Source organism: Kitasatospora sp. NPDC001159, assembly GCF_053598235.1.
Genome location: NZ_JBSFJV010000003.1, coordinates 178,943 through 199,908, shown reverse-complemented (window position 1 = coordinate 199,908; position 20,966 = coordinate 178,943). Strand labels below are relative to the sequence as shown.

Genomic DNA, 20,966 nt, shown 5'->3' with positions numbered 1-20,966 from the left:
GCGGGGACAGGATTTGAACCTGCGACCTCTGGGTTATGAGCCCAGCGAGCTACCGAGCTGCTCCACCCCGCGTCGGTGATTGAACCTTAGCACGGAAATGACAACGGAAATGACAGAGGCCCGGAGGAAGAATCCTCCGGGCCTCTGCCCCTGAGTAGCGGGGACAGGATTTGAACCTGCGACCTCTGGGTTATGAGCCCAGCGAGCTACCGAGCTGCTCCACCCCGCGTCGGTGATTGAACCTTAGCACGGGCGCGGGGTGGAACGGAAAACGGTTACCGCAGCTCAGCGGGACTACGGGTGCGGGCTCGGCGATCCACTCGTCGGGGCCGCGCCCGTGGGCGTCGCCGTCGGGGCCGGCGCCGGGCCGGCACCGCGGGCCGCCTCGGCCGCCTTCAGGGCGTCGCCGAGCGCCTTCTGGGCGTTGCCGTAGGCCACCCAGTCGCCGTTCTTGAACGCGGTCTGGCTGTCGTCGTACGCCTTCCCCGCGTCCGCGAGCGCCTTCTGCAGCTCCGGCGAGATCGTCCCGCCCGGCGCCGGGGTGGCCGGCCCGGTGGGCGAGGGCGTCGCCGGCGAGGTCGGCGTCGTCCCGTTGCCGGCGGTGGACGGCGCGGTCGGGGTGGTCGCCGGAGCCGCCCCCGAGAACACCTTCTTCAGCGCGTCCTCCAGGGTGTTCTCGAACGCCACGTTGTCGTCCCCGTACACCGCCAGGACCTTCTGCAGCGTCGGGTACTTGGCACCGCGTCCGCGCACGTACACCGGCTCGACGTTCAGCAGCCCGTTGCCGACCGGCAGGGTCAGCAGGTTGCCGTACTCCAGCTCCGAGTCGCCGCCGCTCTTCAGCAGCGTGATCTGGGAGGCCACCTCCTGACGGGAGTTGAACTTCGACTGCACCAGGCCCGGGCCGGGGGCGCCGCTCTCACCCGTCATCTTCAGGATGCGGATCTTCCCGTAGTCGTCGCCCGGATCCGCGTTCACCGCCATGAACGCCGCCAGGTTCGGCCGCTGGTTCGGGACGAAGGTACTCGTGAGCGAGAAGCTCGCGACGTTCGTGTCCGGCATCCGCACCGTCACGTAGTACGGCGGCTGGACCTGCTTGGTGTCGCTGGTCGGGTCCACCGGGACCTGCCAGATGTCGCTGCCGTTGAAGAAGGAGTTGGCGTCGGTCACGTGGTACTGGCCGAGCAGGTCGCGCTGCACCTTGAACATGTCCTGCGGGTAGCGCAGGTGCGGCAGCAGCGACTGCGGGATGTCCGCCTTCGGCTCGACCGTGCCCGGGAAGGCCTTCATCCAGGTCTTCAGCACCGGGTCCTTCTCGTCCCACTGGTAGAGCTTCACCTCGCCGGTGTAGGCGTCCACCGTGGCCTTGACCGAGTTGCGGATGTAGTTGACCTGGTTGGCGACGGCCAGCAGCTCACCGCGCTGGTTGGTCAGCGAGTCCTTGGTCGCGGCGCCCAGCGTCGTCTTCGACGAGAACGGGAAGCCGTCCGAGGTGGTGTAGCCGTCCAGCACCCACACCACCCGGCCGTCCTGCACCACCGGGTAGGGGTCGGCGTCGATCGACAGCCACGGCGCGACCTTCTCCACCCGCTCCTTCGGCGTCCGGTTGTAGATCACCTTGGCGCCGTCGGTGATCGCCCCCGCGTACAGGATCTGCGGCTCGGCGAAGCGCACCGCGTACGCGGCCCGGGTGATCGGGTTGCTCAGCGACACCCCGCTGTCGCCGGAGTAGGTGTACTCGGCGTTCTGGCCGGTCTTGGGATCGGTGTAGTCGATCTCCTTGTTCGAGCCGCCGACGATCGAGTACGTCGTCGTCTTCTCGCCGTAGTAGATCCGCTGCTCGTAGTCGCCCAGCGAACCGGTGGCCGGCAGGCCCGACTCGGTGAACACCGGCTGGCCCCGGTCGTCGACCTGGTTGCCCTTGGCGACCACCGCGCCGTAGCCGTGGGTGTACTTGAAGTGGTCGTTGATCCAGTTGCGCTGCACCCCGTTGAGGTCCAGCTCGCGCAGGCCGATCACGGTGTCCTGCTTGCCCGTGCCGGTGCCGTAGCGGTCCACGTCCAGCGTGTTCGGGAACGCGTAGTAGTTGCGCTGCTGCTCCAGCGACTGGAACGTCGGCGAGACGATGTTCGGGTCCAGCAGCCGGACGTCCGCGATGGTCTGCGCGTCCGGCTTCAGCGCGTCCGTATTAGTCGAACCCTGCGGGCTGTACGAGGTGGTCTGCGCGTCCGCGATCCCGTACGCCTGCCGCGTGGCGTCGATGTTCTTCTGGATGTACGGCGTCTCCTTGGCCTGCTCGTTCGGCTTGACCTGGAACTGCTGCACGATCGCCGGGTACAGCCCGCCGATCAGCACCGCCGACAGCACCATCAGCCCCAGCCCGATCAGGGCCGGCGCCCAGGTCCGGCGGATCGGCGTCAGGAAGAACAGCACCGCACAGATGATCGCGACGAAGAACAGGATCGTCTTGGCCGGCAGGAACGCGTTGGCGTCCACGTAGCGCAGGCCCGTCCAGCCCGACACGCCCTTGTACGAGCCGGTCTTCACCGCCAGCGCGTACCGGTCCAGCCAGTACGCCACCGCCTTCAGCAGCACGAACACGCCCAGCAGCACCGCCAGGTGCCCCTGCGCGCCCGCGCTCGCCCGCCGGCCCGGACCCTGCAGCCGCAGCCCCCCGTACAGGTAGTGCACCAGCGCCGAGGTCAGCAGCGAGACGATCACCGCACTGAACGCGAAGCCCAGCACGAACTCGTAGAACGGCAGGTCGAAGGCGTAGAACGAGACGTCCATGCCGAACTGGGCGTCCTTCTCGCCGAAGGACGTCGCGTTCGTCCACATCAGCCAGGTCCGCCACTGGCCCGACGCCGCCGCGCCCGCCACCAGACCGATCACCAGCGAGACCCCGATCAGCGCCCAGCGCTTGAACGGCGCCAGCCCCGCCCGGTAGCGGTCCAGGCTCTGCTGCTCGACCGACATCGCCGACAGCGGCGGCCGCAGCCGGTGCGCCAGCCAGATGTTGAAGCCGACGATCACCGCCATCAGCAGGCCGAACACCGCGAACAGCCCGATCTTCGTCCACAGCTGGGTGGTGAACACCGAGGAGTAGTGGACCGACCTGAACCACAGCCAGTCCGTCCAGAACCCGGCGAACATGACGAACAGCAGGAACAGCACCGCGAGCACGCCCAGGGTCAGCAGGGCCACCCGCGCCCGCCGGGAGGGCGGGCCTACCCTGCGCCGGAAACCCGGCCCTGAGCGTTCCGGCATCTGGAATACCACGGTGGCACCTCAGCTGTGTCGTCTGGAAGGTCGGTCGTCAGAGCAACTAAACCAGGCTTCGGCCGAGTTCCCGCCGTTAGCAGACGGTTACGACGCCGTTCCCCCGCACCCCCGTCGCCGGCGCCCCGGCCCGCCCGGCGGGCGCCACCCGCCCGGCGTGTGAGGATTGAGTCATGTCCGACGCGTCTGCATTCACCAACCCCACCGGCTCCGCCGACGATGTATCCAAGCTCCCCGCCGCCACCCCGCTCACCCGGGCCGCGCTGGAGATCGACGAGTACGCCGCCACCCTCGGCTGGGACCTCCCGGCCCGGCTGTTCGCCCTGGTGGACAGCACCGCCCTGCGCAAGGCCGACCCGAAGATCGCCAAGCAGCTCGGCCTCGCCGAGGGCGACGAGCCCGGCCTCACCCCGATCGAGCAGGACGAGATCCCGGCCGGCACCCCGCTCGACAAGTTCCTCGGCACCATCGCCTGGCCCGACGCGGTGGCCGGCTGCGCCCTGGTCGTCGAGCGTCAGATGCTGCCGCCGGGCGCCGAGCAGTCCCGCCCGCGCAATGCCAGCGACGCCCAGCTCGCCGAGTGGGTGGCCAACCACCCCAAGCGCGAGGAGGTGCGGATCACCGCCGCGGTGCTGCGCGACGGCAAGAAGGAGATCGCCCTGCGGCTGCGCTCCAAGGACACCGCCCGCGAGGTGCTGACCGGCCCGGACCTGGTGCCCGGCCTGACCGACGCGCTGCTGGCGACCTTCGCGTAACCGCCGCTACACCTGGGCTACTTGGCGCAGGACGGCAGCGCGGATGTCTGCCCGGAGCGGATCTGCTCCAGCGACTTCAGCGCGCCGTCCAGCGTGTCCGTCTTGATCAGGGTCAGCCCAGACGGGACGTTCTTGGTGGCCTCGGTGCAGTTCGAGGACGGGGTGAAGAAGTACTCGGCCCCGGCATCGCGGGCGGCGATCAGCTTCATCGATATCCCGCCGATCGGGCCGACCTTGCCGTCGTCGTCGATGGTGCCGGTGCCAGCGACGAACTTGCCGCCGGTGAGGTCGCCGTTGGGGGTGAGCTTGTCGATGATGCCGAGCGAGAACATCAGCCCGGCGCTGGGGCCGCCGACGTCCTGCAGGCCGATGTCGACCTGGAACGGGTAGGTGTGCCGGATCCCGGTGCCGATGCCGACCACCGCGAGGTCGGCCCGCTCGGCCGGGGCCTTCGGGTCGAGGTCCCTGGCCCGCACGGTCGGGACGGTGACGTCGGTCCTGGTCCCCGGGGCGGCGGTGCCGTTGCCGGAGGCGTCCTTGGTGCGCGGCACCACGGTGAAGACCACCGACTCGCCGGGCTTGTGCTTGGTGACGGCGGCGACCACCTGGTCGACCGAGGAGACCGCGGTGCCGTCCACGGCGACGATCTGGTCGCCCGCGTGCAGCCGCCCCTCGGCGGGGGCGCCCGCGGTGACCGACTTGACGATCAGGTCGCTGCCGACCGGGATGCCCAGCTGCTTGAGCGCGGCGGTGCGGGCGCTGTCCTCGGAGGAGGCGAACTCCTCGGCGTTCTGCTTCTTGGCGTCGGCGTCCGACTGCCCCTTGGGGTAGACGTTGTCGTGCGGCACCACCAGCACGTCGTCGCGCAGCCAGCCGATCACCGCGTTGACCAGGCTGGGCTCGTACTTGGCCCCGGTGACCTGGACGGTGGTCATGTTGAGGTGCCCACTCGTCCGGTACGAGTCGTGCCCGGTGATGGTGATCACCGGCTTGCCGCCCTGGTCGCCGAGCGTGTTGTACGTCGGCCCCGGGCTCATCTCCGTGTACGGCACCTTCATCAGCACCGAGACGCAGAGCAGCGCTATGAGCAGCAGGGTGGCAGCGAGCATCGTCGCAGAGCGGCGTGGCATGCCTCGACAGTACGGGACGCGGGTGACGCGGCGCCCGCCGGGCTACCGGGCGGAGTGCTCACCGGGGGCAGCGGTGCCGGAGGTCGTGCGTTCCATCGCGGCCATGAAGCGCCGGTGCTCGGCGAGTGAGGCCGGGTCGCCCGTGGCCTTCGGGGCCCGCTGTGCCCAACCCGCCCACGCGGCGGCGGCCAGGACGGCGACAACCGGAATGATCAACCAGGCGAGCGCACCCATACCAGTACTCCCCAGCTCGTCGTGTCTATGAGCAGATTAACCACTCTGGCGGACAACGCGGCCGGCGCCATCCGGGTAACGGGACGGCCGATCGGCTCACTTCCAGGGAGTATTCGGAGTACCGGTCCGAACCCGTTCGGGTGAGGCGACGGCGCGCCTGACCCGAGGGACGCGCTCCGTGTGCGGCCGGTTCCACCGCGCACCTGCGAGGGGGTCAGCAGCAGCCGGCGCCGACCCACTCCTCCTCGCCGTCGGCGAAGACCTGGTGCTTCCAGATCGGCACCTCGTGCTTGAGGTCGTCGATCAGCCGGCGGGCGGCCGCGAAGGCCTCGCCGCGGTGGGCGCAGGAGACGGCGACGATCACGGCCTTGTCGGTGATCTCCAGCCGGCCCACCCGGTGGACCGCGGCGAGCGCCCTGACCGGGAAGTCGGCGACGACCTTCTCGGCGATCCGGCGCATCTCCTGCTCTGCGGTGGGGTGGCAGCTGTACTCCAGCGCGGCGACCGACTTGCCGCCGTCGTGGTCACGGACCGTCCCGACGAAGACGGTGGTGCCGCCGGCCGCGTCGTCGCCGACCGCCTCGTACACCTCGTCCAGCGAGAGCGGGGTGTCGCGGATGGCGAGGAGGCGGATGGGGTCGTGGTTCTCGGACATGACCCCATGATTCCCCATGCCCACCCGATCGGGGCAAGGGGCTTCCACATCACGATGCGGAAATTTCGCATCGTGACAACTGCCGTCGCCCCTATCGGCTCCCCGACCGATCAGACCGGTCGGCTCCCCCCACCGATCAGAACCGGCGCCGCTTGCGGGCCCGGCGCACCAGCGCCGCCGTACCCACCAGCGCCACCGTCGCCCCGGCCGCCCCCAGACTGGTCGCGGCCTCCTTGCCGCCCAGCCGGCGCCCTGCCACGGCGTGTTTGCCGGACACCTGCGCCAGCAGCTCCGCCAGCACCTGCTCGTTCGTGGACGCCGGACGCCACCCCGCCTCGTGCAGCCGGCTGCCCGACACCACCCACGGGTACATCGTGTACGCCAGATCCCCCGCCGGGGCCGGCGTCAGGCCCAACCGGTGCAGCCGCGCCGCCGTCCCGAGCGCCAGCGCTGCCGGCAGCTCCATCCGCCGGATCCCCGACAGCCGCTCCACGTCCTCCTGCTCCAGCCAGCCGTCGCAGCCGACCGTCACCTCGCCCTCGACCAGGCCCAGCGCCGCGTACTCCAGCGCCGCCGCCAGGTCGTCCACGTGGCAGAACTGCCAGCACGGGCGCGAGCCGGCCACCACCAGCAGCCGCGGTGCCTCGAAGTGCCGGGTCAGCACGGTGTCCACACCCGGGCCCACCACCACGGCCGGGCGCAGCACCGTCACCTGCAGCCCCGGGTGGGCGCGCGGTGCCCGGCGGGCCAGGCGCTCGATCTCCAGCAGGTCCCCGACCAGCGAGGCCTCCTCGGTCGCCCGCAGCTCGGAGTCCTCGGCCAGCGGCACCTCGTTGTCGGCCAGTGCCCCGTAGACCATCGCGGAGGTGCACAGCACCACCCGGTGCACCCCGGCGGCCGCGGCCGCGGTCAGCACCGTCTGGGCGCCGCGCACGTTGTAGGCGCTGCGGGCCCGCGGGTCGGACTCCATCCCGAAGTCCATCGCCAGGTGCACCACCACGTCCACCCCGGCCAGCCGCTCGGCCACCGCCGGGTCCCGCACGTCCAGCACCCGCCAGTGCACGCCCGGCACGTCGCCGCGTCGGTCGTCCACCGCCAGCACCCTGCGCACGTGCGGGGAGGCCACGAGCCGGGCGGCGACCCGCTCGCCCAGCACCCCTGCGGCACCGGTGACGGCCACGGTCAGCGGCCGCCCGCCGTAGGCTGGAGGCGGCGACGCCGTGGCGTCCGAAGCGTCCTCCCCTCCGGTCAGCCCAGAGCGAACGTCCGAAGGCGGGGAACTCACCGGCCATCCTCCACGGTTAGCTTATGTGCGTACGGACGTGTGTCACGTACGTCCATCCTGCCCGAGGCGAAGGCCCCGCGGTGCACCCGGCGCGGGCCTGCCGCGCGGGAGCCGCCCACGAGTCCCCCGCTTCAGCGGAGCCCCGGGCCGGCAGCACTTCCCGCCACACCCGCATGACGGCCGACCGGATCGAGGACCCCCGTGAGCGACCTTCCCTTCGGATTCGGCGTTCCGCCCGAGGAGCCCGAGGACGGCAAGGCCAAGCCTGACGACGCGCAGAAGAAGGACCAGGGCCCGGCCAGCTCCGGCGACAGCGGCCCGCAGCCCTTCGGTTTCGGGGCCGGCAACCCCTTCGGCGCGGTCTTCGGCATGCCCGGCGCCCCGGGCGGCCCCGGCGGCGCCGGTGCCGACAACCCCTTCGCCGCGATGTTCGGCGGACTCAACCCCGGCGACCTCGGCGCCGCCTTCCAGCAGCTCGGCCAGATGCTCTCCTTCGAGGGCGGCCCGGTGAACTGGGACCTCGCCACCAACATCGCCCGGCAGACCGTCGTCGCCGAGCCCGCCGAGGGCAAGAGCAAGGACCGCTCGGTCAGCGCCGCCGAGCGCGCCGCCGTCGCCGAGTCCGTCCGGCTCGCCGACCTGTGGCTCGACGGCGTCACCGAGTTCCCCTCCGGCGCCGGCACCGCCGTCGCCTGGAGCCGCGCCGAGTGGATCGAGGCCACCCTCCCGGTCTGGAAGGACCTCGTCGACCCGGTCGCCGAGCGCGTCGGCAACGCCATGGGCGGCGTCCTGCCCGAGGAGATGCAGGCCATGGCCGGCCCGCTGATGGGCATGATGCGCTCCATGGGCGGCGCCATGTTCGGCACCCAGATCGGCCAGGCGCTCGGCGCCCTCGCCGGCGAGGTCGTCGGATCCACCGACGTCGGCCTGCCGCTCGCCCCGGCCGGCAAGGCCGCCCTGCTGCCGCAGAACGTCGCCGAGTTCGGCGAGGGCCTCAACGTGCCTACCGAGGAGGTCCGGCTCTACCTCGCCCTGCGTGAGGCCGCCCACCAGCGGCTCTTCGCCCACGTGCCGTGGCTGCGGGCCCACCTGCTGGGCTCCGTCGAGGCCTATGCGCGCGGCATCAAGGTCGACACCTCCCGGATGGAGGAGCTCGTCGGCCAGCTCGACCCGAGCAACCCCGAGGCGCTCCAGGAGGCGCTGGCCGGCGGCCTGCTCCAGCCCGAGGACACCCCCGAGCAGAAGGCCGCGCTCGCCCGCCTGGAGACCGCCCTCGCGCTGGTCGAGGGCTGGGTCGACGCCGTCGTGCACGCCGCCGCCGAACCCCACCTGCCGCAGGCCGGCGCCCTGCGCGAGACCGTCCGCCGCCGCCGCGCGGCCGGCGGGCCCGCCGAGCAGACCTTCGCCACCCTGGTCGGCCTGGAGCTGCGCCCGCGCCGCCTGCGCGACGCCGCCCGGCTGTGGGCGCTGCTCGCCGACGCGCGCGGCATCGAGGGCCGCGACGCGCTGTGGGAGCACCCCGACATGCTGCCCACCGCCGCCGACCTGGACGACCCGGACGCCTTCGTGCACCGCGGCGGCGGCGACCTGGAGGGCGGGTTCGACTTCGACGCCCTCGACAAGCTGCTCGGCGAGGCCGCGGCCGGCAAGCCCGACCTGACCAAGAACGACCAGCCGAAGGCCGACGAGGGCGGCACCGACGGAAAGGGCGAGCCCACCGCATGACGGCCACCGACACGGACGCGTCCACCCTGCACGCGGACGCGGTCCGCACCCTGACCGACTGGCGGCCCGCCGACGAGGACCAGGAACAGCTGCGGCGCGACTACCTCGCGCACCTGGCCGAGCAGCCCGAAGGCCTGTACCGGTCCTGCCTGCCCGCCCACATCACCGCCAGCGCGGCGGTCGTCGACCCGGCTGGCGGACGGGTGCTGCTCACCCTGCACCCCAAGGTCGGCATGTGGCTGCAGATGGGCGGGCACTGCGAGCCCGGCGACGCCGACCTCGCCTCGGCCGCGCTGCGCGAGGCCGTCGAGGAGTCCGGCATCCCCGACCTGACCCTGCTGCGGGACAACGGCGCCCCGGTCCCGGCCAAGCTGGACCGGCACCTGGTCCGCTGCACGGGCAAGGACCGGCCGGAGAACACCCACCTGGACGTCCAGTACATCGCACTGGCCCCGGCCGGGGCGCAGGCGCTGATCAGCGAGGAGTCGCTGGACCTGCGCTGGTTCGACTACGACCGCCTGCCGGAGCTCACAGACCACTCGGTGCGCGACCTGGTCGCCCGGGCGCGGCGGCTGACCGGCTGAGGTGTGATGCGACAAGGGGGCGCGGGCCGTGCGGCCCGCGCCCCCTTGTCATGCCCCGTGCTCAACCGCAGGAGGCTGCCGGATCCTGACCCGGTGAGCCGTGCCTGGCACCCGGGATGTGCGGCAGACGGGCCGCGGAGACCACACCCTCCAGGTAGCCGCGGGCCCGCTCCGTCCGCGGGTAGGCCTCCAACAACGCCCAGAACGCCGGGCCGTGGTCCGGCACCAGCAGATGCGCCAGCTCGTGCAGCAGCACGTAGTCCAGCACGTACTCCGGCATGCCCTGCAGCCGGTGGGACAGTCGGATCGTCCCCTCACTGGGGGTGCAGGAGCCCCAACGCGAATTCTGGTTGGTCACCCAGCGGACCTGGGCGGGCTGGGCGCGATCGCCCAGATAGGCAGCTGACAGCTCCCGGGCCCGGGCCATCAGGGCGTCGTCCCCGAGGATCCGCCGGCGCTCCTGGGCAGCGAGCTTCTCCAGCATCTGCGCGACCCAGCGCTGCTCCTCGGCGTGCGACATCCGGGCCGGGATCAGCACCACGGTGCGGTCGCCCTCGCGGTAGGCGGAGACGGTACGGCTGCGGCGGGCACTGCGCCGCACCTCGACCCGGCTGCGGTCGTGAGCATCCGGGTGCACGGCCCCGGTGGGCGGATGCTGCGGCCTGGTCTGCGGCTTCTCGTACTGCTTCTCGTACTGCTTCTCGTCCTGGCGCCCTCGTGTGCTCGGCGTCGCCGTCTGGGATCCGGACGCTGCACGGGCACGCCGACGCGACGCCGGTGGATGGGAGTCCCGCTCGGCTGCCATGGCACACGACGTTACCCGGTACCACTGACAGAAGTCCGCTGCCATGGCCGAAATCTTTCGTGGAGTGATCGGGAACGAAAGGCCGCCGGAGGGTGTCTGGAAACCGACGTTCGGGAGGAGGGCAAGTTATCCACAGGGCCTGCGAACAGATGGTGTGACAATGCACCCGGACCTGTGGATAACTTTCCGCACGCGGTCGGCGCGATGGGGCATGCTGCGGTCAGCCGTCCGGAAACGATCGGAAGGGAGATCGTCGTGCGCCTCGCCCTGAAGCCCGCTCTGTCCCGCAGCTGGCGGGACTCCGAGACCCTGCAGTTCGGCACCGTCACCCGGTACGCAGGGGTGCTCGGCAACGCCGACAAGACCCTCTGCGACTTCCTCGGGTTGGTCGACGGAACGCGCGACCGACCCGAACTCCTGAAAGCCGGCGAGCGGATCGGCCTCGGCCGCGAGCCTGCCGACACCCTGCTGACCGAACTCGAGGAGACCGGGCTGCTGGACGACGCGGAGGCGACCGACCGGGCGCTGTCCCGCTTCCCCCAGCCCCACCGGGACCTGCTCGGGCCCGACCTCGCCTCACTGTCCCTGGTCCACTCCGGCCCGGGCGCCGCACCGGCGGTCCTGACCCACCGGGCCGAGACCCGGATCGAGGTGCGCGGCGCGGGCCGGGTCGGCGCCGCCCTGGCGGCGGTACTCGCCGCGGCCGGCGCGGGCACCGTCACGGTGTCCGACGGCGGGCGGGTCAAGCCCGGCGACTGCTCCCCGGCCGGGCTGCCGCCCGCGGACATCGGGCGGCTGCGCTCGACGGCCGCGCGGGAGGCGGTGCAACGGGCCGCCGGCCGGCCGCTGGTGCCTCTGCCCCGACGGAAGCCCGACGACCCGCCGCCCGCCTTCGTGGTCCTCGCCCCCAGGGACGGCAGCGCCGCCTTCGCGGGCGGGACGTACGAGGCCCGGCTGCTGCTCCGGGCCGGGGTGCCCCATCTGTACGTGGGCGTGGTCGAGGAGTTCGGCATCATCGGGCCGCTGGTGATCCCGGGGCGGTCGGCCTGCGGGCACTGCCTGGTGCTGCGGCGGGAGGACGAGGACGCCGCGTGGCCGCGGGTCCTGGCCCAGCTGGCGAACAACGGCCCGGGCCGGGCCCGCACCCCGGCCTGCGACACAGCGCTGGCGACGGCCGTCGCCGGACTGGCGGCCCTGCATGTGCAGGTGTTTCTGGACGGCGGCCGGCCGCCGAGCGTCGACGGCTGGTGCGAGGTGTCGGCGAGCGACGGGATGCCCCGACGACTGCGGCTGCGAGGACACCCGGACTGCGGCTGCCTGTGGCAGCCGATGCCGCCGGGCTGAGGCCATCGGGGGAGGACGGACGAGAAGCGTGCCGGGCACAGGCCCGGCGGCTGCGGGGCTCAGCAGCCGCCCGACCTGGGTCCGGGGCGAACACGAGCGGGGTGCCATGGCCAGGTGAGCCCATGGCTTGCGCCCTGCCTGGGGCAGGGCGCGGGCCGGCAGAAGCGGACGCCGATGTTCCGGGGCTGTCGGGCACGGACGGGAGGTGGGTGAGCGAGCCTCGAGTGAGGAGGGTGGGTGGGGGTGGGGGGAGGGGGCGGCCCCCAAGGAGCGTCAACGATGTGACCCGGATCACCCATAGCGGGCGATGAGTCCGGATCGACCTCCCGGTCTCCATTGCGAAACCCCGAGCAGCAAGCCAGAGGAGCACCCCGAATGCGCATCGTGATCAGCGAGTTCATCAGCCTCGACGGCGTCGTCCAAGCCCCCGGCGCCCCGCAGGAGGACACCGACGGCGACTTCGCCCACGGCGGCTGGTCCCACCCCTTCTTCGACCCGGAGACCCTCGGCCCGTACATCAACGAGGCGATGAGCACCGCCGACGCCCTGCTCTTCGGCCGCCGCACCTGGCTGAGCATGGCCGCCGCCTGGCCCGGGCGGGCTGGCGACCCGCTCGCCGACCAGATGAACTCGATCAAGAAGTACGTGGTCTCCGACACCCTCTCCGAGGCTGACCTCACCTGGACGAACTCCATCCTCATCCCCGGCGCCGGAGCCGTCGACTGGGCCCGCCGGCGGCGCGCGGTCGACGGCGGCGATCTGCTGGTCATGGGCAGCCCGACCCTCGTCCGCGCCCTCCTCGCCGAGGACCTAGTGGACGAGCTGCGGCTCATGGTGATGCCCGTCCTGCTCGGCGGCGGTAAGTCGCTCTTCCCGGCCGACGGCGCGCAGCGCACCCTGGAACTGGCCTCCACCACGGTCGGCAGGACTGGCGTCCACGCGGTCACCTACCGCCGCCCCGCCACCGCCTAGCCCCGCACCCCGCGAGAACGCCGAAGGCCGGGTCGTCCTGGACGGCCTCGCCCTGCGGCTGCCCCGCTGACCCGTCGGCCCAGCGGACCAAGCCGCCCAAATCCCCGCAAAGACCCCCACAAGGGACGCCGTGAGGGAACGGCGCCGCCCGCCCCGTGAAATACCGGCGGCCGCGCGGTGGGGAGCGGGCACAATGGCGTAGTGATGGTGGGCCGTCCGATGTCGGGGGGCCAGGGATTGGAGGCCCGGGTGAGCGATCTTCCGCGCAAGGCAGTGACCCGCACGGCACGGCTCGCCGCCCTACCGCTGGGGATAGCCGGACGCGCCACGCTCGGACTTGGCAGGCGCATCGGCGGCCGCTCCGCCGAGGTGGTCACAGCCGAGCTCCAGCAGGCCACCGCCGACCAGCTGTTCAAGGTCCTCGGTGAACTCAAGGGCGGGGCGATGAAGTTCGGGCAGGTGTTGTCCGTCTTCGAGGCCGCGCTGCCCGAGGAGGTCGCCGGGCCGTACCGGGCCGCACTCACCAAACTGCAGGACGCCGCTCCCCCGATGCCCGCCGCCAAGGTGCACACCGCGCTCGCCCAGCGGCTCGGGGACGGCTGGCGCGAGCTGTTCCGGGAGTTCGACGACCGCCCGGCGGCCGCCGCCTCGATCGGCCAGGTGCACCGGGCGGTCTGGCACGACGGCAGACGGGTCGCGGTCAAGGTGCAGTACCCGGGTGCGGGTGACGCGCTGCTCGCCGACCTGTCCCAGCTGAGCCGGGTGGCCTGGCTGCTCGGCCCGCTGATTCCCGGGCTGGACATCAAGCCGCTGATCGCCGAGCTGCGCGAGCGGGTCTCGGAGGAGCTGGACTACGAGCTGGAGGCGCAGGCCCAGCGCCGGCACGCCGAGGAGTTCGCGGGCGACCCGGACATCCTGGTGCCGAGCGTGGTGGCGCAGGCCGACCAGGTGCTGATCACCGAGTGGATGGACGGCACCCCGCTGGCCGAGGTGATCGCGCGCGGCACCCAGGAGGAGCGCGACCGCGCCGGGCAGCTGCTGGCCCGGTTCCTGTTCGCTGGCCCGTCGCGGACCGGTCTGCTACACGCGGACCCGCACCCGGGCAACTTCCGGCTGCTGACGGACGACGGCCCGGCCTCGGGCTGGCGGCTGGGCGTGCTGGACTTCGGCACGGTGGACCGGCTGCCGGGCGGGCTGCCCGCGCCGATCGGGGCCTCGCTGCGGATGGCGCTGGACGGGGACGCGGCGGGCGTGCTGAAGATGCTGCGCGAGGAGGGCTTCGTGAAGCCCTCGATCCAGCTGGACCCGGACGCAGTACTGGACTACCTGCTGCCGATCATCGAGCCGGCCGCGGTGGACAGCTTCCACTTCACCCGGGCGTGGATGCGCGCCCAGGCGGCCCGGATCGCCGATCCGCGCTCGCCCGCCTACAACCTGGGCAAGCAGCTGAACCTGCCGCCCGCGTACCTGCTGATCCATCGGGTGACGCTGAGCACCATCGGGGTGCTGTGTCAGCTGGGTGCCAAGGCGCCGTTCCGCGCCGAGATGCTGGAGTGGCTGCCCGAGTTCTCCGACGAGCGGCCCGCTGAGCCGGCGCCCGCGAAGCGCACCAGGTCCGCCCGCAAGAACTGAACGACCGACAAACGGCCGCAGGCCGCTCCCCGTGGACGGGGGGCGGCCTGCGGCACGACAGGGGTCGGTACGGCGGTGGTCGGCGCCTACATCAACGCGACGGCATCAACGCGCTCACATCAACGCGACGGCGAGGGCCTTGCGGGCCCGCATCGAGGCCCGCTCGGCCCGCTGCTTCAGCTTGCGGGCCCGGATGACCCGGCTGACGAGCCGTTGGTTCTCGGCCTCGTGCAGCCTGTCTTGCATATGGGCACGGGCCAGGGATTCATGCAGGAGTTGCATCTCGAGGATCCTGTTCTGGGTCTGGAGTTCGGTGGTCTGCTCTGCGCGGACGGTCGGATCGATGGCGGCGGGGGTCATGTGGTGGTCCTGCTCGTGGTGCGTGCTCGGGAATGGGCGGGTGCGGGCTGCTGCGTCGGCCTTGGCGGCGGCGATCCGGACGGACCGACGGAGGACGGTGTCCAGCGGGGGCTGCTCTACCCGGCGGACGGCCCTGGCGTGGTCGGCGGGGTTCACGCCATGACCTCGGTCTTGCGCGGACGGCCACGCGGCCGCTTGCGGGCCACGACGACGCCCTGGACGAAGAGCTCGCCACCCCAGACGCCCCACGGCTCGCGCCGCTCCAGGGCGCCGGCCAGGCAGGCCTCCTTCACCGGGCAGGTGCCGCAGAGGGACTTCGCGTACTCGACGTCGGCGGGCGTCTCGGCGAAGAAGACCTCGGGGTCGAAGGCGCGGCAGGGGATGGGGAGACCGAGTGCCTCGGCCTGCTCGATCGAGCTGATCTGCATGGAAGGAACCTCCGGGGGGTCGGCCTGGTCGGCCTTGGTGATCTGGCTTGTCGGCGGTACGGACGGGATGGGCGGCGTGATGACCGTGGACACTGTGGGCGTCTTCCTCGTCTTCTCAGTGGTTCCGGCCCAGTGGACTGGTGGTGCTGGGCCGGAGGCCCCGGAGGGCCTGGGTGGTCTTGCGTACCGGACAAAACAGAAGGGCCGCGGATCCCGGTGGTGACGGGTTCCGCGGCCCTGGAGGTGCCGACCTGAGGTTGACTCAGGTTCGTTCTCTCCAGGGTTCAGGCCCGCGGAAGGCCCGCATCCGGATGGCCTCGGCGCCGATAAAGGCGGCCTTGGCCTGCTTGATCTGCTGCTCGTTCTGCTTCTGGGCGTTTCCGGCACCGATGACCTGCACATAGCCGCCATTCATGGCGGCGGCTACGGCCGCCTTCGGTGCCTGGATCGGTCGCTCATCGCACATGCGACGCGACGTGCCGACCGACGCCCAGTCACGGGACAGACCGGTCTCGACGACGGTGCCTTCGACACTCCTGCCGCCCGCGATGTGCAGATCAGTGTGTCCAAGACCACTGACAGCGGAGGCGACGGAGACACCGGTGGCGTCGAGACCCAGACCGGTTCCACCGAGCACGGCGAGCGCCCGCAGGCGGGCGTCACGCAGGGAGGCGGGGGCAACGGTCTGGCCAGTCATTTTGGTGATCATGATGTTTCCCACTGTCATCGCCTCCTCTCGGCGTCTCGCGGAGCCTGGTTCCCCTGGCTCCGAATGTTCGGATGTCTGTCTCGGTGAAGCTGTGGGGCGAGGGGAATCGGCATAGGTGTCACCCCGTGCGACCGCGTCCCCTTGACCGCTCCGGCAGGCTATTGCGCTCCCGGTATGCCGCGCAAACTATTTTTCACGCGAGTTCCGCGGCGCGTTACACGGCACGATCCGCGGCATGTCCCGCGGCGGCTTCGAAGTCCCCCGAGCAGTCCCCCGGACCGCGCCCGCGCCGGCTCACGCCGGATCGACCGGACCGTCGTCCTCGACGCCGTCCGGATCCTCCTCGGGCTCCTCCCCCGCACACAACGAGAGCACGGCTGCCCCGTACTTGTCCAGCTTCATGGCGCCGACCCCCGAGATGAGGGCCAGTTCCCGGCTGCTGGCGGGTACGTCCTCGGCGATCGCCATCAGCGTCGCGTCGGTGAACACCACGTAGGCCGGGGCGCCCTGCTTCCGGGCCTGCCGGGCCCGCCACTCGCGCAGCCGCTCGTACAGGCCCTCGTCCATCGTGGAGGGGCAGTCCTCGCAGCGGCGCAGCTTGCGTTCGACGGCCTCGGTGAGGACCTTGTCGCAGACCCGGCACTTGACCGGTCCGCGGACCCGTCGGGCGGCTGAACGCTCGCCGGTCTCGACGCTCCCCCGCCCGCCCCGCGCGCCGGTGCGCGCGCCCGGAGCGGCGGAGCCGGGGCGCAGCCCGTCCAGGAAGCGGCTGGGCTTGCGGCCGGCGCGGCCGCCCGGGGAGCGGGCGAGGGCCCAGGAGAGGCTGAGGTGTTTGCGGGCGCGGGTGACGCCGACGTAGAGGAGGCGGCGTTCCTCCTCGATCTGTTCGTCGGTCTTGGCGTAGATGATCGGGAGGGTGCCCTCGGTGAGGCCGACGAGGAAGACGGCGTCCCATTCGAGGCCCTTGGCGGCGTGCAGGGAGGCGAGGGTGACGCCTTCGACGGCGGGGGCGTGCTGGGCGGCGGCGCGGGCGTCGAGTTCGGCGACGTAGGCGGCGAGGTCGGTGGTGCGGCCGTCGGCGGTGCGGGTGCGCTCGAATTCCTCGGCGAGGCGGACGAGGGCGGCGAGGGATTCCCAGCGGTCGCGGACGGCGCCGGAGCCGGCGGGCGGTTCGGGGGTGAAGCCGCGGGTGGCGAGGACGGCGCGGACCTGGCCGGCGAGGTCGGGAGCGCCGGCGGTGAGGGGGTCGGCGGCGGCGCGGGCGGCACCGCGCAGCAGGACGCCGGCGTCGCGGACCTCGGGGCGTTCGAAGAACCGCTCGGCGCCCTTGAGCTGGTAGGGGACGCCGAGGTCGGCGAGGGCCTGTTCGTAGACCTCGGACTGGCCGTTGGTGCGGAACAGGACGGCGATCTCGCTGGCGCGTACGCCGGTGGCGAGGAGGTCCTTGATCCGGCGGGCGGTGGTCTCGGCCTCGGTGGGTTCGTCCTCGTACTCGGTGTAGACGGGTTCGGGGCCGGCTTCGCGTTGCGAGACGAGTTCGAGGCGGTGGCGGGCGGCTTCGCCGCGGGCCTGGGCGAGCAGTCCGTTGGCGAGGTGGACGACCTGGGGGGTGGAGCGGTAGTCGCGGACGAGTTTGACGACGGTGGCCTGGGGGTGGAGGCCGCGGAAGTTGAGCAGGTAGTCGGGGGTGGCGCCGGTGAAGGAGTAGATGGTCTGGCTGGCGTCGCCGACGACGCAGAGGCTGGCGCCGCCGTCGGGGCCGGTCCACTGGTCGAGCAGTCGCTGCTGGAGCGGGGAGACGTCCTGGTACTCGTCGACGGTGAAGTGCCGGTACTGGGCGCGGACCTGGTCGGCGATGTCGGGGCGGTCCTCCAGGATGGCGGCGGTGAGGAGCAGGACGTCCTCGAAGTCGATGGTGCCCCGGCGGCTCTTGGTCTCCTCGTAGACGCGGTAGACCTGGGCGGTCTCGGCGGGGTCGCGGGGGGCTTCGCGGCCGGATTTGGCGACGGCGGCGGGGTAGTCCTCGGGGGCGGTCTGGGTGACCTTGGCCCATTCGATCTCGGCGGTGAGGTCGCGCAGTTCGGTGCGCTGGACGCGCAGTCCGCAGCGGCCGGCGGCTTCGGCGACGAGTTGGACCTTGCGTTCGAGGAGTTGGGGTACGGGGCCGCCGACGGCGCGGGGCCAGAAGTACTGGAGTTGGCGCAGGGCGGCGGCGTGGAAGGTGCGGGCCTGGACGCCGTCGGCGCCGAGTTGGCGCAGGCGGCCGCGCATCTCGCCGGCGGCGCGGGCGGTGAAGGTGACGGCGAGGACCTGGGCGGGCTGGTAGACGCCGCTGCGCACGCCGTAGGCGATGCGGTGGGTGATGGCGCGGGTCTTGCCGGTGCCGGCGCCGGCGAGGACGCAGACGGGGCCGTGCAGGGCGGTGGCGACGGCGCGCTGTTCGGGGTCGAGCCCGGCGAGCACGGCGTCGGGGCCGGTGGCGGCGCCGGGGTCGACCCAGGGGGAGCCGTGGGGGGCGTCGTACGGGCTGCCGCTCAAGAGGTCTTCCTGCATGCGTTCCATCCTCTCAGTCCGGTGGGACAACGGGGGCGGGGTTGTCCACAGGCCCGGTGTGATCGCAGGATGATCACTCCGCATGCCGACCGATGGCATGTCGGAATGCCCGCCGCCCGGCGGACGTTTGGTCCTGAGACCGCGTGAACCTCTCTTTCGAAGGAGCCCCCTCGATGTCCGGCACCGTGACGATGTACAGCACGACCTGGTGTGGGTACTGCAACCGCCTGAAGAGCCAGCTGGACCGTGAAGGCATCGGCTACACCGAGATCAACATCGAGGAGGACCCGGCGTCGGCGGCCTTCGTGGAGTCGGTGAACAACGGCAACCAGACGGTGCCGACGGTGCTGGTGCAGCCGGTCGGCGGCGGCGAGCGGGTCGTGATGACCAACCCGAGCCTGCTGCAGGTCAAGAAGGCCCTGGCGGCCTGACCCACCCGGTCCCGGCCGGGTCGGCGCGCGTCACGGCGCGTCGGCCCGGGCGGGGTCGACGGGGGCGGCGGGGGCGGGCAGGGTGGTGCGCGCGCCGAGGTCGCCGATGCCGTAGACGAGCCGGCTGCGGTCGGCGGAGTAGCGGGTCTCGATGACCCGGACGGGCCCGCGCCGGTCGTAGGTGACGCGGGTCTGCACCATGAGTGGGACGCCGGGGCCGCCCTGGAACCACTGGGCCTCCTCGGGGCCGGGCATCCGGGCCACGAGGTGGTCGACGGCGCCGATCTCGGTCCGGCCGAGGGCGTCGAGGACGGCTTCGTCGCCGCCCTCGACGGGGTCGGGTTCCATCAGCGGGGTGCCGGCGGCGAGTCCGGCCCGGTAGTGGCTCTCCTCGATGGAGTAGGGCTCGCGGTCGAGCAGTCGCAGTTGGCGGCGGACGACGATGGCCTCGCCGGGGCGCAGTCCGAGGCGTTCGGCGACGTCGACGCGGGCCCGGACGATCATCATCTCGAAGTCGGTGCTGAGTTCGCGTCCGGCGTCGGCGGCTTCGCCGAGGTAGACGGCGGAGGGCGCGGCCAGGCAGTCGCGCGGCGCGGGGGCGAGGGCGGGTCCGTAGGCGCGGTGGTCCAGGACGGGGTGTTCGCGCAGGTAGGTGCCCTTGCCCTGGAGACGGACGAGTCGGCCTTCGTTGACCAGGACGTCGACGGCGAGGCGGACGGTGTTGCGGGCGACGCCGTACTGGCGTTCCAGTTCGCTCTCGACGGGCAGGGCGGCGTCGGCGGTGAACTCGCCTTCGGCGATCCGGCGGCGCAGGTCGGCGGCGAGGCGCTGGTATTTGGGGGATTGGGCGGTGCCCCGGGGGATTGTCACCCGAGTGAATGTAGCGAGCGCGGTGACGCGGTTTCAGCCGTTTCCGGCAATGTCGTCCGCGAGGGTTGACGGCGGGGATTCGGGAGTGTCCGGCGGTAGCAGAACTGGCCCGTCCGGCCACGAACCGCCGGTCGTGAGGGATTCAGGAAGGGCTGGAAAAGAAAAACGGGGGCGCGCGACATAAGCCGCACGCCCCCTTCCGTGCAGAATCGGCCAGAAGCGGAACCTGTCGGAATTCGTACAGGATTACCAGCGCGCGGTCGCCGGCAGCGGCTCGCCGTACCAGAGTTCGACCAGGTGCCGGGCGATCGAGATGCCGGAGGGCGGCAGGATCTCGCCCGCCTCCATCCCGGCCCGCAGCTCCTCGCGGGAGAACCAGCGCGCCTCGGCCAGCTCCTCGCCGTCCACGGTGATCTCGGTGCCGCCGGGCAGCGCCTTGCCCATGAAGCCGAGCATCAGACTGGACGGGAACGGCCAGGGCTGGCTGGCGACGTAGCGGACCTCGCCGACCCGGACCCCCGCCTCCTCGTGCACCTCGCGGCCCACCGCCTGCTCGATCGACTCCCCCGGCTCGACGAAGCCGGCCAGCGTGGACCAGCGGCCCTCCGGCCACAGTGCCTGGCGGCCGAGCAGGCAGCGGTCCTGCTCGTCGGTGATCACCATGATCACCGCCGGGTCGGTGCGCGGGTAGTGCTCGGCCGCGCAGGAGGTGCAGCGCCGCACGTGCCCGGCGCCGGCCTTCTCGGTCGGGTGCCCGCAACGCGAGCAGAAGCTGTGCAGCCGGTGCCAGTGCTCCAGCGCCACGGCGTGCACCAGCAGCCCGGCGTCCCGGTCGGACAGCAGCGCGCCGACCTCGCGCAGCCCGGCCGGACGGGCGTCGCCGTCCAGCCGGCCGGGCAGGCTCTCGCCGGCCAGCGCGAAGTACGAGACGCCGCCCTCGTCGGTGCCGAGGAAGTACCGGTCCCCGGTCTGCGGCGCCTCGAAGGAGGGCAGCAGCACGAGCTCGGTGCCCTGCGCGGTGTCGACGACGAAGGCCTCGCCGCCGGCGATCGGCAGCACCCGGGTGGAGGGGTGGCTCCAGGCGGCCGCCAGCCAGGGCTCGTCGAACCGGTGCTCGGCCGCCCGGTCCACCCCCGACCTGGCCAGGGCCAGGGCCAGCGGACGCTCGGTCTCAGGCGCGGTGCTCACTTCGTTCCATCCCCACGTGGTGAATCA

At 72.1% G+C, this 20,966-nt stretch carries 19 protein-coding genes and 1 tRNA gene; 7 read left to right on the top strand and 13 right to left on the bottom strand.

Annotated features, from left to right (window positions below; genetic code table 11):
- Window positions 1-155: 155 nt before the first annotated feature.
- Together ACWC9T_RS03385 and ACWC9T_RS03380 are read right to left on the bottom strand one after the other, a co-directional pair.
- A tRNA-Met gene (locus ACWC9T_RS03385) sits at window positions 156-229 on the bottom strand.
- A 65-nt stretch (window positions 230-294) separates the two neighbouring features.
- Window positions 295-3,267 (bottom strand): UPF0182 family membrane protein, encoded by a 2,973-nt coding sequence (locus tag ACWC9T_RS03380; RefSeq protein WP_449819342.1) that lies wholly within the window; start codon window positions 3,265-3,267, stop codon window positions 295-297.
- Between the two features lie 185 nt (window positions 3,268-3,452).
- Between ACWC9T_RS03380 and ACWC9T_RS03375 the strand changes: the two genes are divergently transcribed.
- Complete coding sequence (locus ACWC9T_RS03375) at window positions 3,453-4,034, top strand: PPA1309 family protein (RefSeq protein ID WP_449819341.1); 582 nt, start codon at window positions 3,453-3,455, stop codon at window positions 4,032-4,034.
- A 17-nt stretch (window positions 4,035-4,051) separates the two neighbouring features.
- On the opposite strand, the gene ACWC9T_RS03370 is transcribed toward ACWC9T_RS03375, so the two are convergent.
- From ACWC9T_RS03370 to ACWC9T_RS03355, 4 genes are all read right to left on the bottom strand, one after another.
- Window positions 4,052-5,164 (bottom strand): YlbL family protein, encoded by a 1,113-nt coding sequence (locus ACWC9T_RS03370; RefSeq protein ID WP_449819340.1) that lies wholly within the window; start codon window positions 5,162-5,164, stop codon window positions 4,052-4,054.
- 42 nt (window positions 5,165-5,206) lie between these two features.
- The gene (locus ACWC9T_RS03365; RefSeq protein WP_355672463.1) at window positions 5,207-5,398 is read right to left on the bottom strand and encodes a hypothetical protein; all 192 of its coding nucleotides are present in this window, start codon (window positions 5,396-5,398) and stop codon (window positions 5,207-5,209) included.
- Between the two features lie 214 nt (window positions 5,399-5,612).
- Window positions 5,613-6,053, bottom strand: coding sequence for a molybdenum cofactor biosynthesis protein MoaE (locus tag ACWC9T_RS03360; protein ID WP_449819339.1), 441 nt, complete (start codon window positions 6,051-6,053; stop codon window positions 5,613-5,615).
- Window positions 6,054-6,189: 136 nt separating this feature from the next.
- On the bottom strand, window positions 6,190-7,338 hold the full coding sequence (locus ACWC9T_RS03355) for an NAD-dependent epimerase/dehydratase family protein (protein ID WP_396246946.1): 1,149 nt from the start codon (window positions 7,336-7,338) through the stop codon (window positions 6,190-6,192).
- A 201-nt stretch (window positions 7,339-7,539) separates the two neighbouring features.
- Between ACWC9T_RS03355 and ACWC9T_RS03350 the strand changes: the two genes are divergently transcribed.
- Both ACWC9T_RS03350 and ACWC9T_RS03345 read left to right on the top strand, forming a co-directional pair.
- Entirely contained in the window at window positions 7,540-9,063 is a 1,524-nt protein-coding gene (locus ACWC9T_RS03350) for a zinc-dependent metalloprotease (RefSeq protein WP_449819338.1), read from the top strand.
- A complete protein-coding gene (locus tag ACWC9T_RS03345) occupies window positions 9,060-9,647 on the top strand; it encodes an NUDIX hydrolase (RefSeq protein WP_449819337.1) in 588 nt (195 codons plus the stop codon). Before ACWC9T_RS03350 ends, ACWC9T_RS03345 begins: the two co-directional genes overlap by 4 nt.
- Window positions 9,648-9,708: 61 nt before the next feature.
- Here the strand turns inward: ACWC9T_RS03345 and ACWC9T_RS03340 are convergent, their stop codons facing one another.
- Window positions 9,709-10,452 (bottom strand): M48 metallopeptidase family protein, encoded by a 744-nt coding sequence (locus tag ACWC9T_RS03340; RefSeq protein WP_449819336.1) that lies wholly within the window; start codon window positions 10,450-10,452, stop codon window positions 9,709-9,711.
- Between the two features lie 255 nt (window positions 10,453-10,707).
- On the opposite strand from ACWC9T_RS03340, the gene ACWC9T_RS03335 reads away from it, so the two are divergent.
- The 3 genes from ACWC9T_RS03335 (at window position 10,708) to ACWC9T_RS03325 (ending at window position 14,400) form a co-directional block, all read left to right on the top strand.
- Window positions 10,708-11,796, top strand: a complete 1,089-nt coding sequence (locus ACWC9T_RS03335; protein ID WP_449819335.1) for a TOMM precursor leader peptide-binding protein — start codon at window positions 10,708-10,710, stop codon at window positions 11,794-11,796.
- Window positions 11,797-12,171: 375 nt separating this feature from the next.
- Window positions 12,172-12,768 carry a dihydrofolate reductase family protein gene (locus tag ACWC9T_RS03330; protein WP_449819334.1) on the top strand — a complete coding sequence of 199 codons (597 nt, stop codon included), beginning with the start codon at window positions 12,172-12,174 and terminating at the stop codon, window positions 12,766-12,768.
- Window positions 12,769-13,017: 249 nt separating this feature from the next.
- Complete coding sequence (locus tag ACWC9T_RS03325) at window positions 13,018-14,400, top strand: ABC1 kinase family protein (protein ID WP_449819333.1); 1,383 nt, start codon at window positions 13,018-13,020, stop codon at window positions 14,398-14,400.
- A gap of 114 nt (window positions 14,401-14,514) precedes the next feature.
- Here ACWC9T_RS03325 and ACWC9T_RS03320 read toward each other — a convergent pair whose 3' ends face one another.
- The 4 genes from ACWC9T_RS03320 to ACWC9T_RS03305 all read right to left on the bottom strand — a co-directional run bounded on the left by ACWC9T_RS03320 (window position 14,515) and on the right by ACWC9T_RS03305 (window position 18,459).
- Window positions 14,515-14,916, bottom strand: a complete 402-nt coding sequence (locus ACWC9T_RS03320; protein ID WP_449819332.1) for a hypothetical protein — start codon at window positions 14,914-14,916, stop codon at window positions 14,515-14,517.
- Window positions 14,913-15,281: a WhiB family transcriptional regulator gene (locus ACWC9T_RS03315; protein ID WP_380615870.1), complete on the bottom strand. Its 369-nt coding sequence runs from the start codon at window positions 15,279-15,281 to the stop codon at window positions 14,913-14,915. Before ACWC9T_RS03315 ends, ACWC9T_RS03320 begins: the two co-directional genes overlap by 4 nt.
- A gap of 169 nt (window positions 15,282-15,450) precedes the next feature.
- Window positions 15,451-15,909, bottom strand: a complete 459-nt coding sequence (locus tag ACWC9T_RS03310) for a hypothetical protein (protein ID WP_449819331.1) — start codon at window positions 15,907-15,909, stop codon at window positions 15,451-15,453.
- Between the two features lie 282 nt (window positions 15,910-16,191).
- Window positions 16,192-18,459, bottom strand: a complete 2,268-nt coding sequence (locus ACWC9T_RS03305) for an ATP-dependent DNA helicase UvrD2 (protein ID WP_449819330.1) — start codon at window positions 18,457-18,459, stop codon at window positions 16,192-16,194.
- A 164-nt stretch (window positions 18,460-18,623) separates the two neighbouring features.
- On the opposite strand from ACWC9T_RS03305, the gene ACWC9T_RS03300 reads away from it, so the two are divergent.
- Complete coding sequence (locus ACWC9T_RS03300) at window positions 18,624-18,881, top strand: mycoredoxin (protein WP_449819329.1); 258 nt, start codon at window positions 18,624-18,626, stop codon at window positions 18,879-18,881.
- Window positions 18,882-18,911: 30 nt separating this feature from the next.
- Here ACWC9T_RS03300 and ACWC9T_RS03295 read toward each other — a convergent pair whose 3' ends face one another.
- Both ACWC9T_RS03295 and nudC read right to left on the bottom strand, forming a co-directional pair.
- Window positions 18,912-19,751, bottom strand: a complete 840-nt coding sequence (locus ACWC9T_RS03295) for a GntR family transcriptional regulator (protein WP_449819328.1) — start codon at window positions 19,749-19,751, stop codon at window positions 18,912-18,914.
- Between the two features lie 246 nt (window positions 19,752-19,997).
- Window positions 19,998-20,939, bottom strand: coding sequence for an NAD(+) diphosphatase (gene nudC, locus ACWC9T_RS03290; RefSeq protein WP_449819327.1), 942 nt, complete (start codon window positions 20,937-20,939; stop codon window positions 19,998-20,000).
- Window positions 20,940-20,966 lie beyond the last annotated feature (27 nt).

Bases quoted from the DNA above. Each gene is read 5' to 3' on its own strand.
- ACWC9T_RS03380 (WP_449819342.1), bottom strand. From the start codon at position 3,267: ATGCCGGAACGCTCAGGGCCGGGTTTCCGGCGCAGGGTAGGCCCGCCC.
- ACWC9T_RS03375 (WP_449819341.1), top strand. From the start codon at position 3,453: ATGTCCGACGCGTCTGCATTCACCAACCCCACCGGCTCCGCCGACGAT.
- ACWC9T_RS03370 (WP_449819340.1), bottom strand. From the start codon at position 5,164: ATGCCACGCCGCTCTGCGACGATGCTCGCTGCCACCCTGCTGCTCATA.
- ACWC9T_RS03365 (WP_355672463.1), bottom strand. From the start codon at position 5,398: ATGGGTGCGCTCGCCTGGTTGATCATTCCGGTTGTCGCCGTCCTGGCC.
- ACWC9T_RS03360 (WP_449819339.1), bottom strand. From the start codon at position 6,053: ATGTCCGAGAACCACGACCCCATCCGCCTCCTCGCCATCCGCGACACC.
- ACWC9T_RS03345 (WP_449819337.1), top strand. From the start codon at position 9,060: ATGACGGCCACCGACACGGACGCGTCCACCCTGCACGCGGACGCGGTC.
- ACWC9T_RS03340 (WP_449819336.1), bottom strand. From the start codon at position 10,452: ATGGCAGCCGAGCGGGACTCCCATCCACCGGCGTCGCGTCGGCGTGCC.
- ACWC9T_RS03330 (WP_449819334.1), top strand. From the start codon at position 12,172: ATGCGCATCGTGATCAGCGAGTTCATCAGCCTCGACGGCGTCGTCCAA.
- ACWC9T_RS03305 (WP_449819330.1), bottom strand. From the start codon at position 18,459: ATGGAACGCATGCAGGAAGACCTCTTGAGCGGCAGCCCGTACGACGCC.
- ACWC9T_RS03300 (WP_449819329.1), top strand. From the start codon at position 18,624: ATGTCCGGCACCGTGACGATGTACAGCACGACCTGGTGTGGGTACTGC.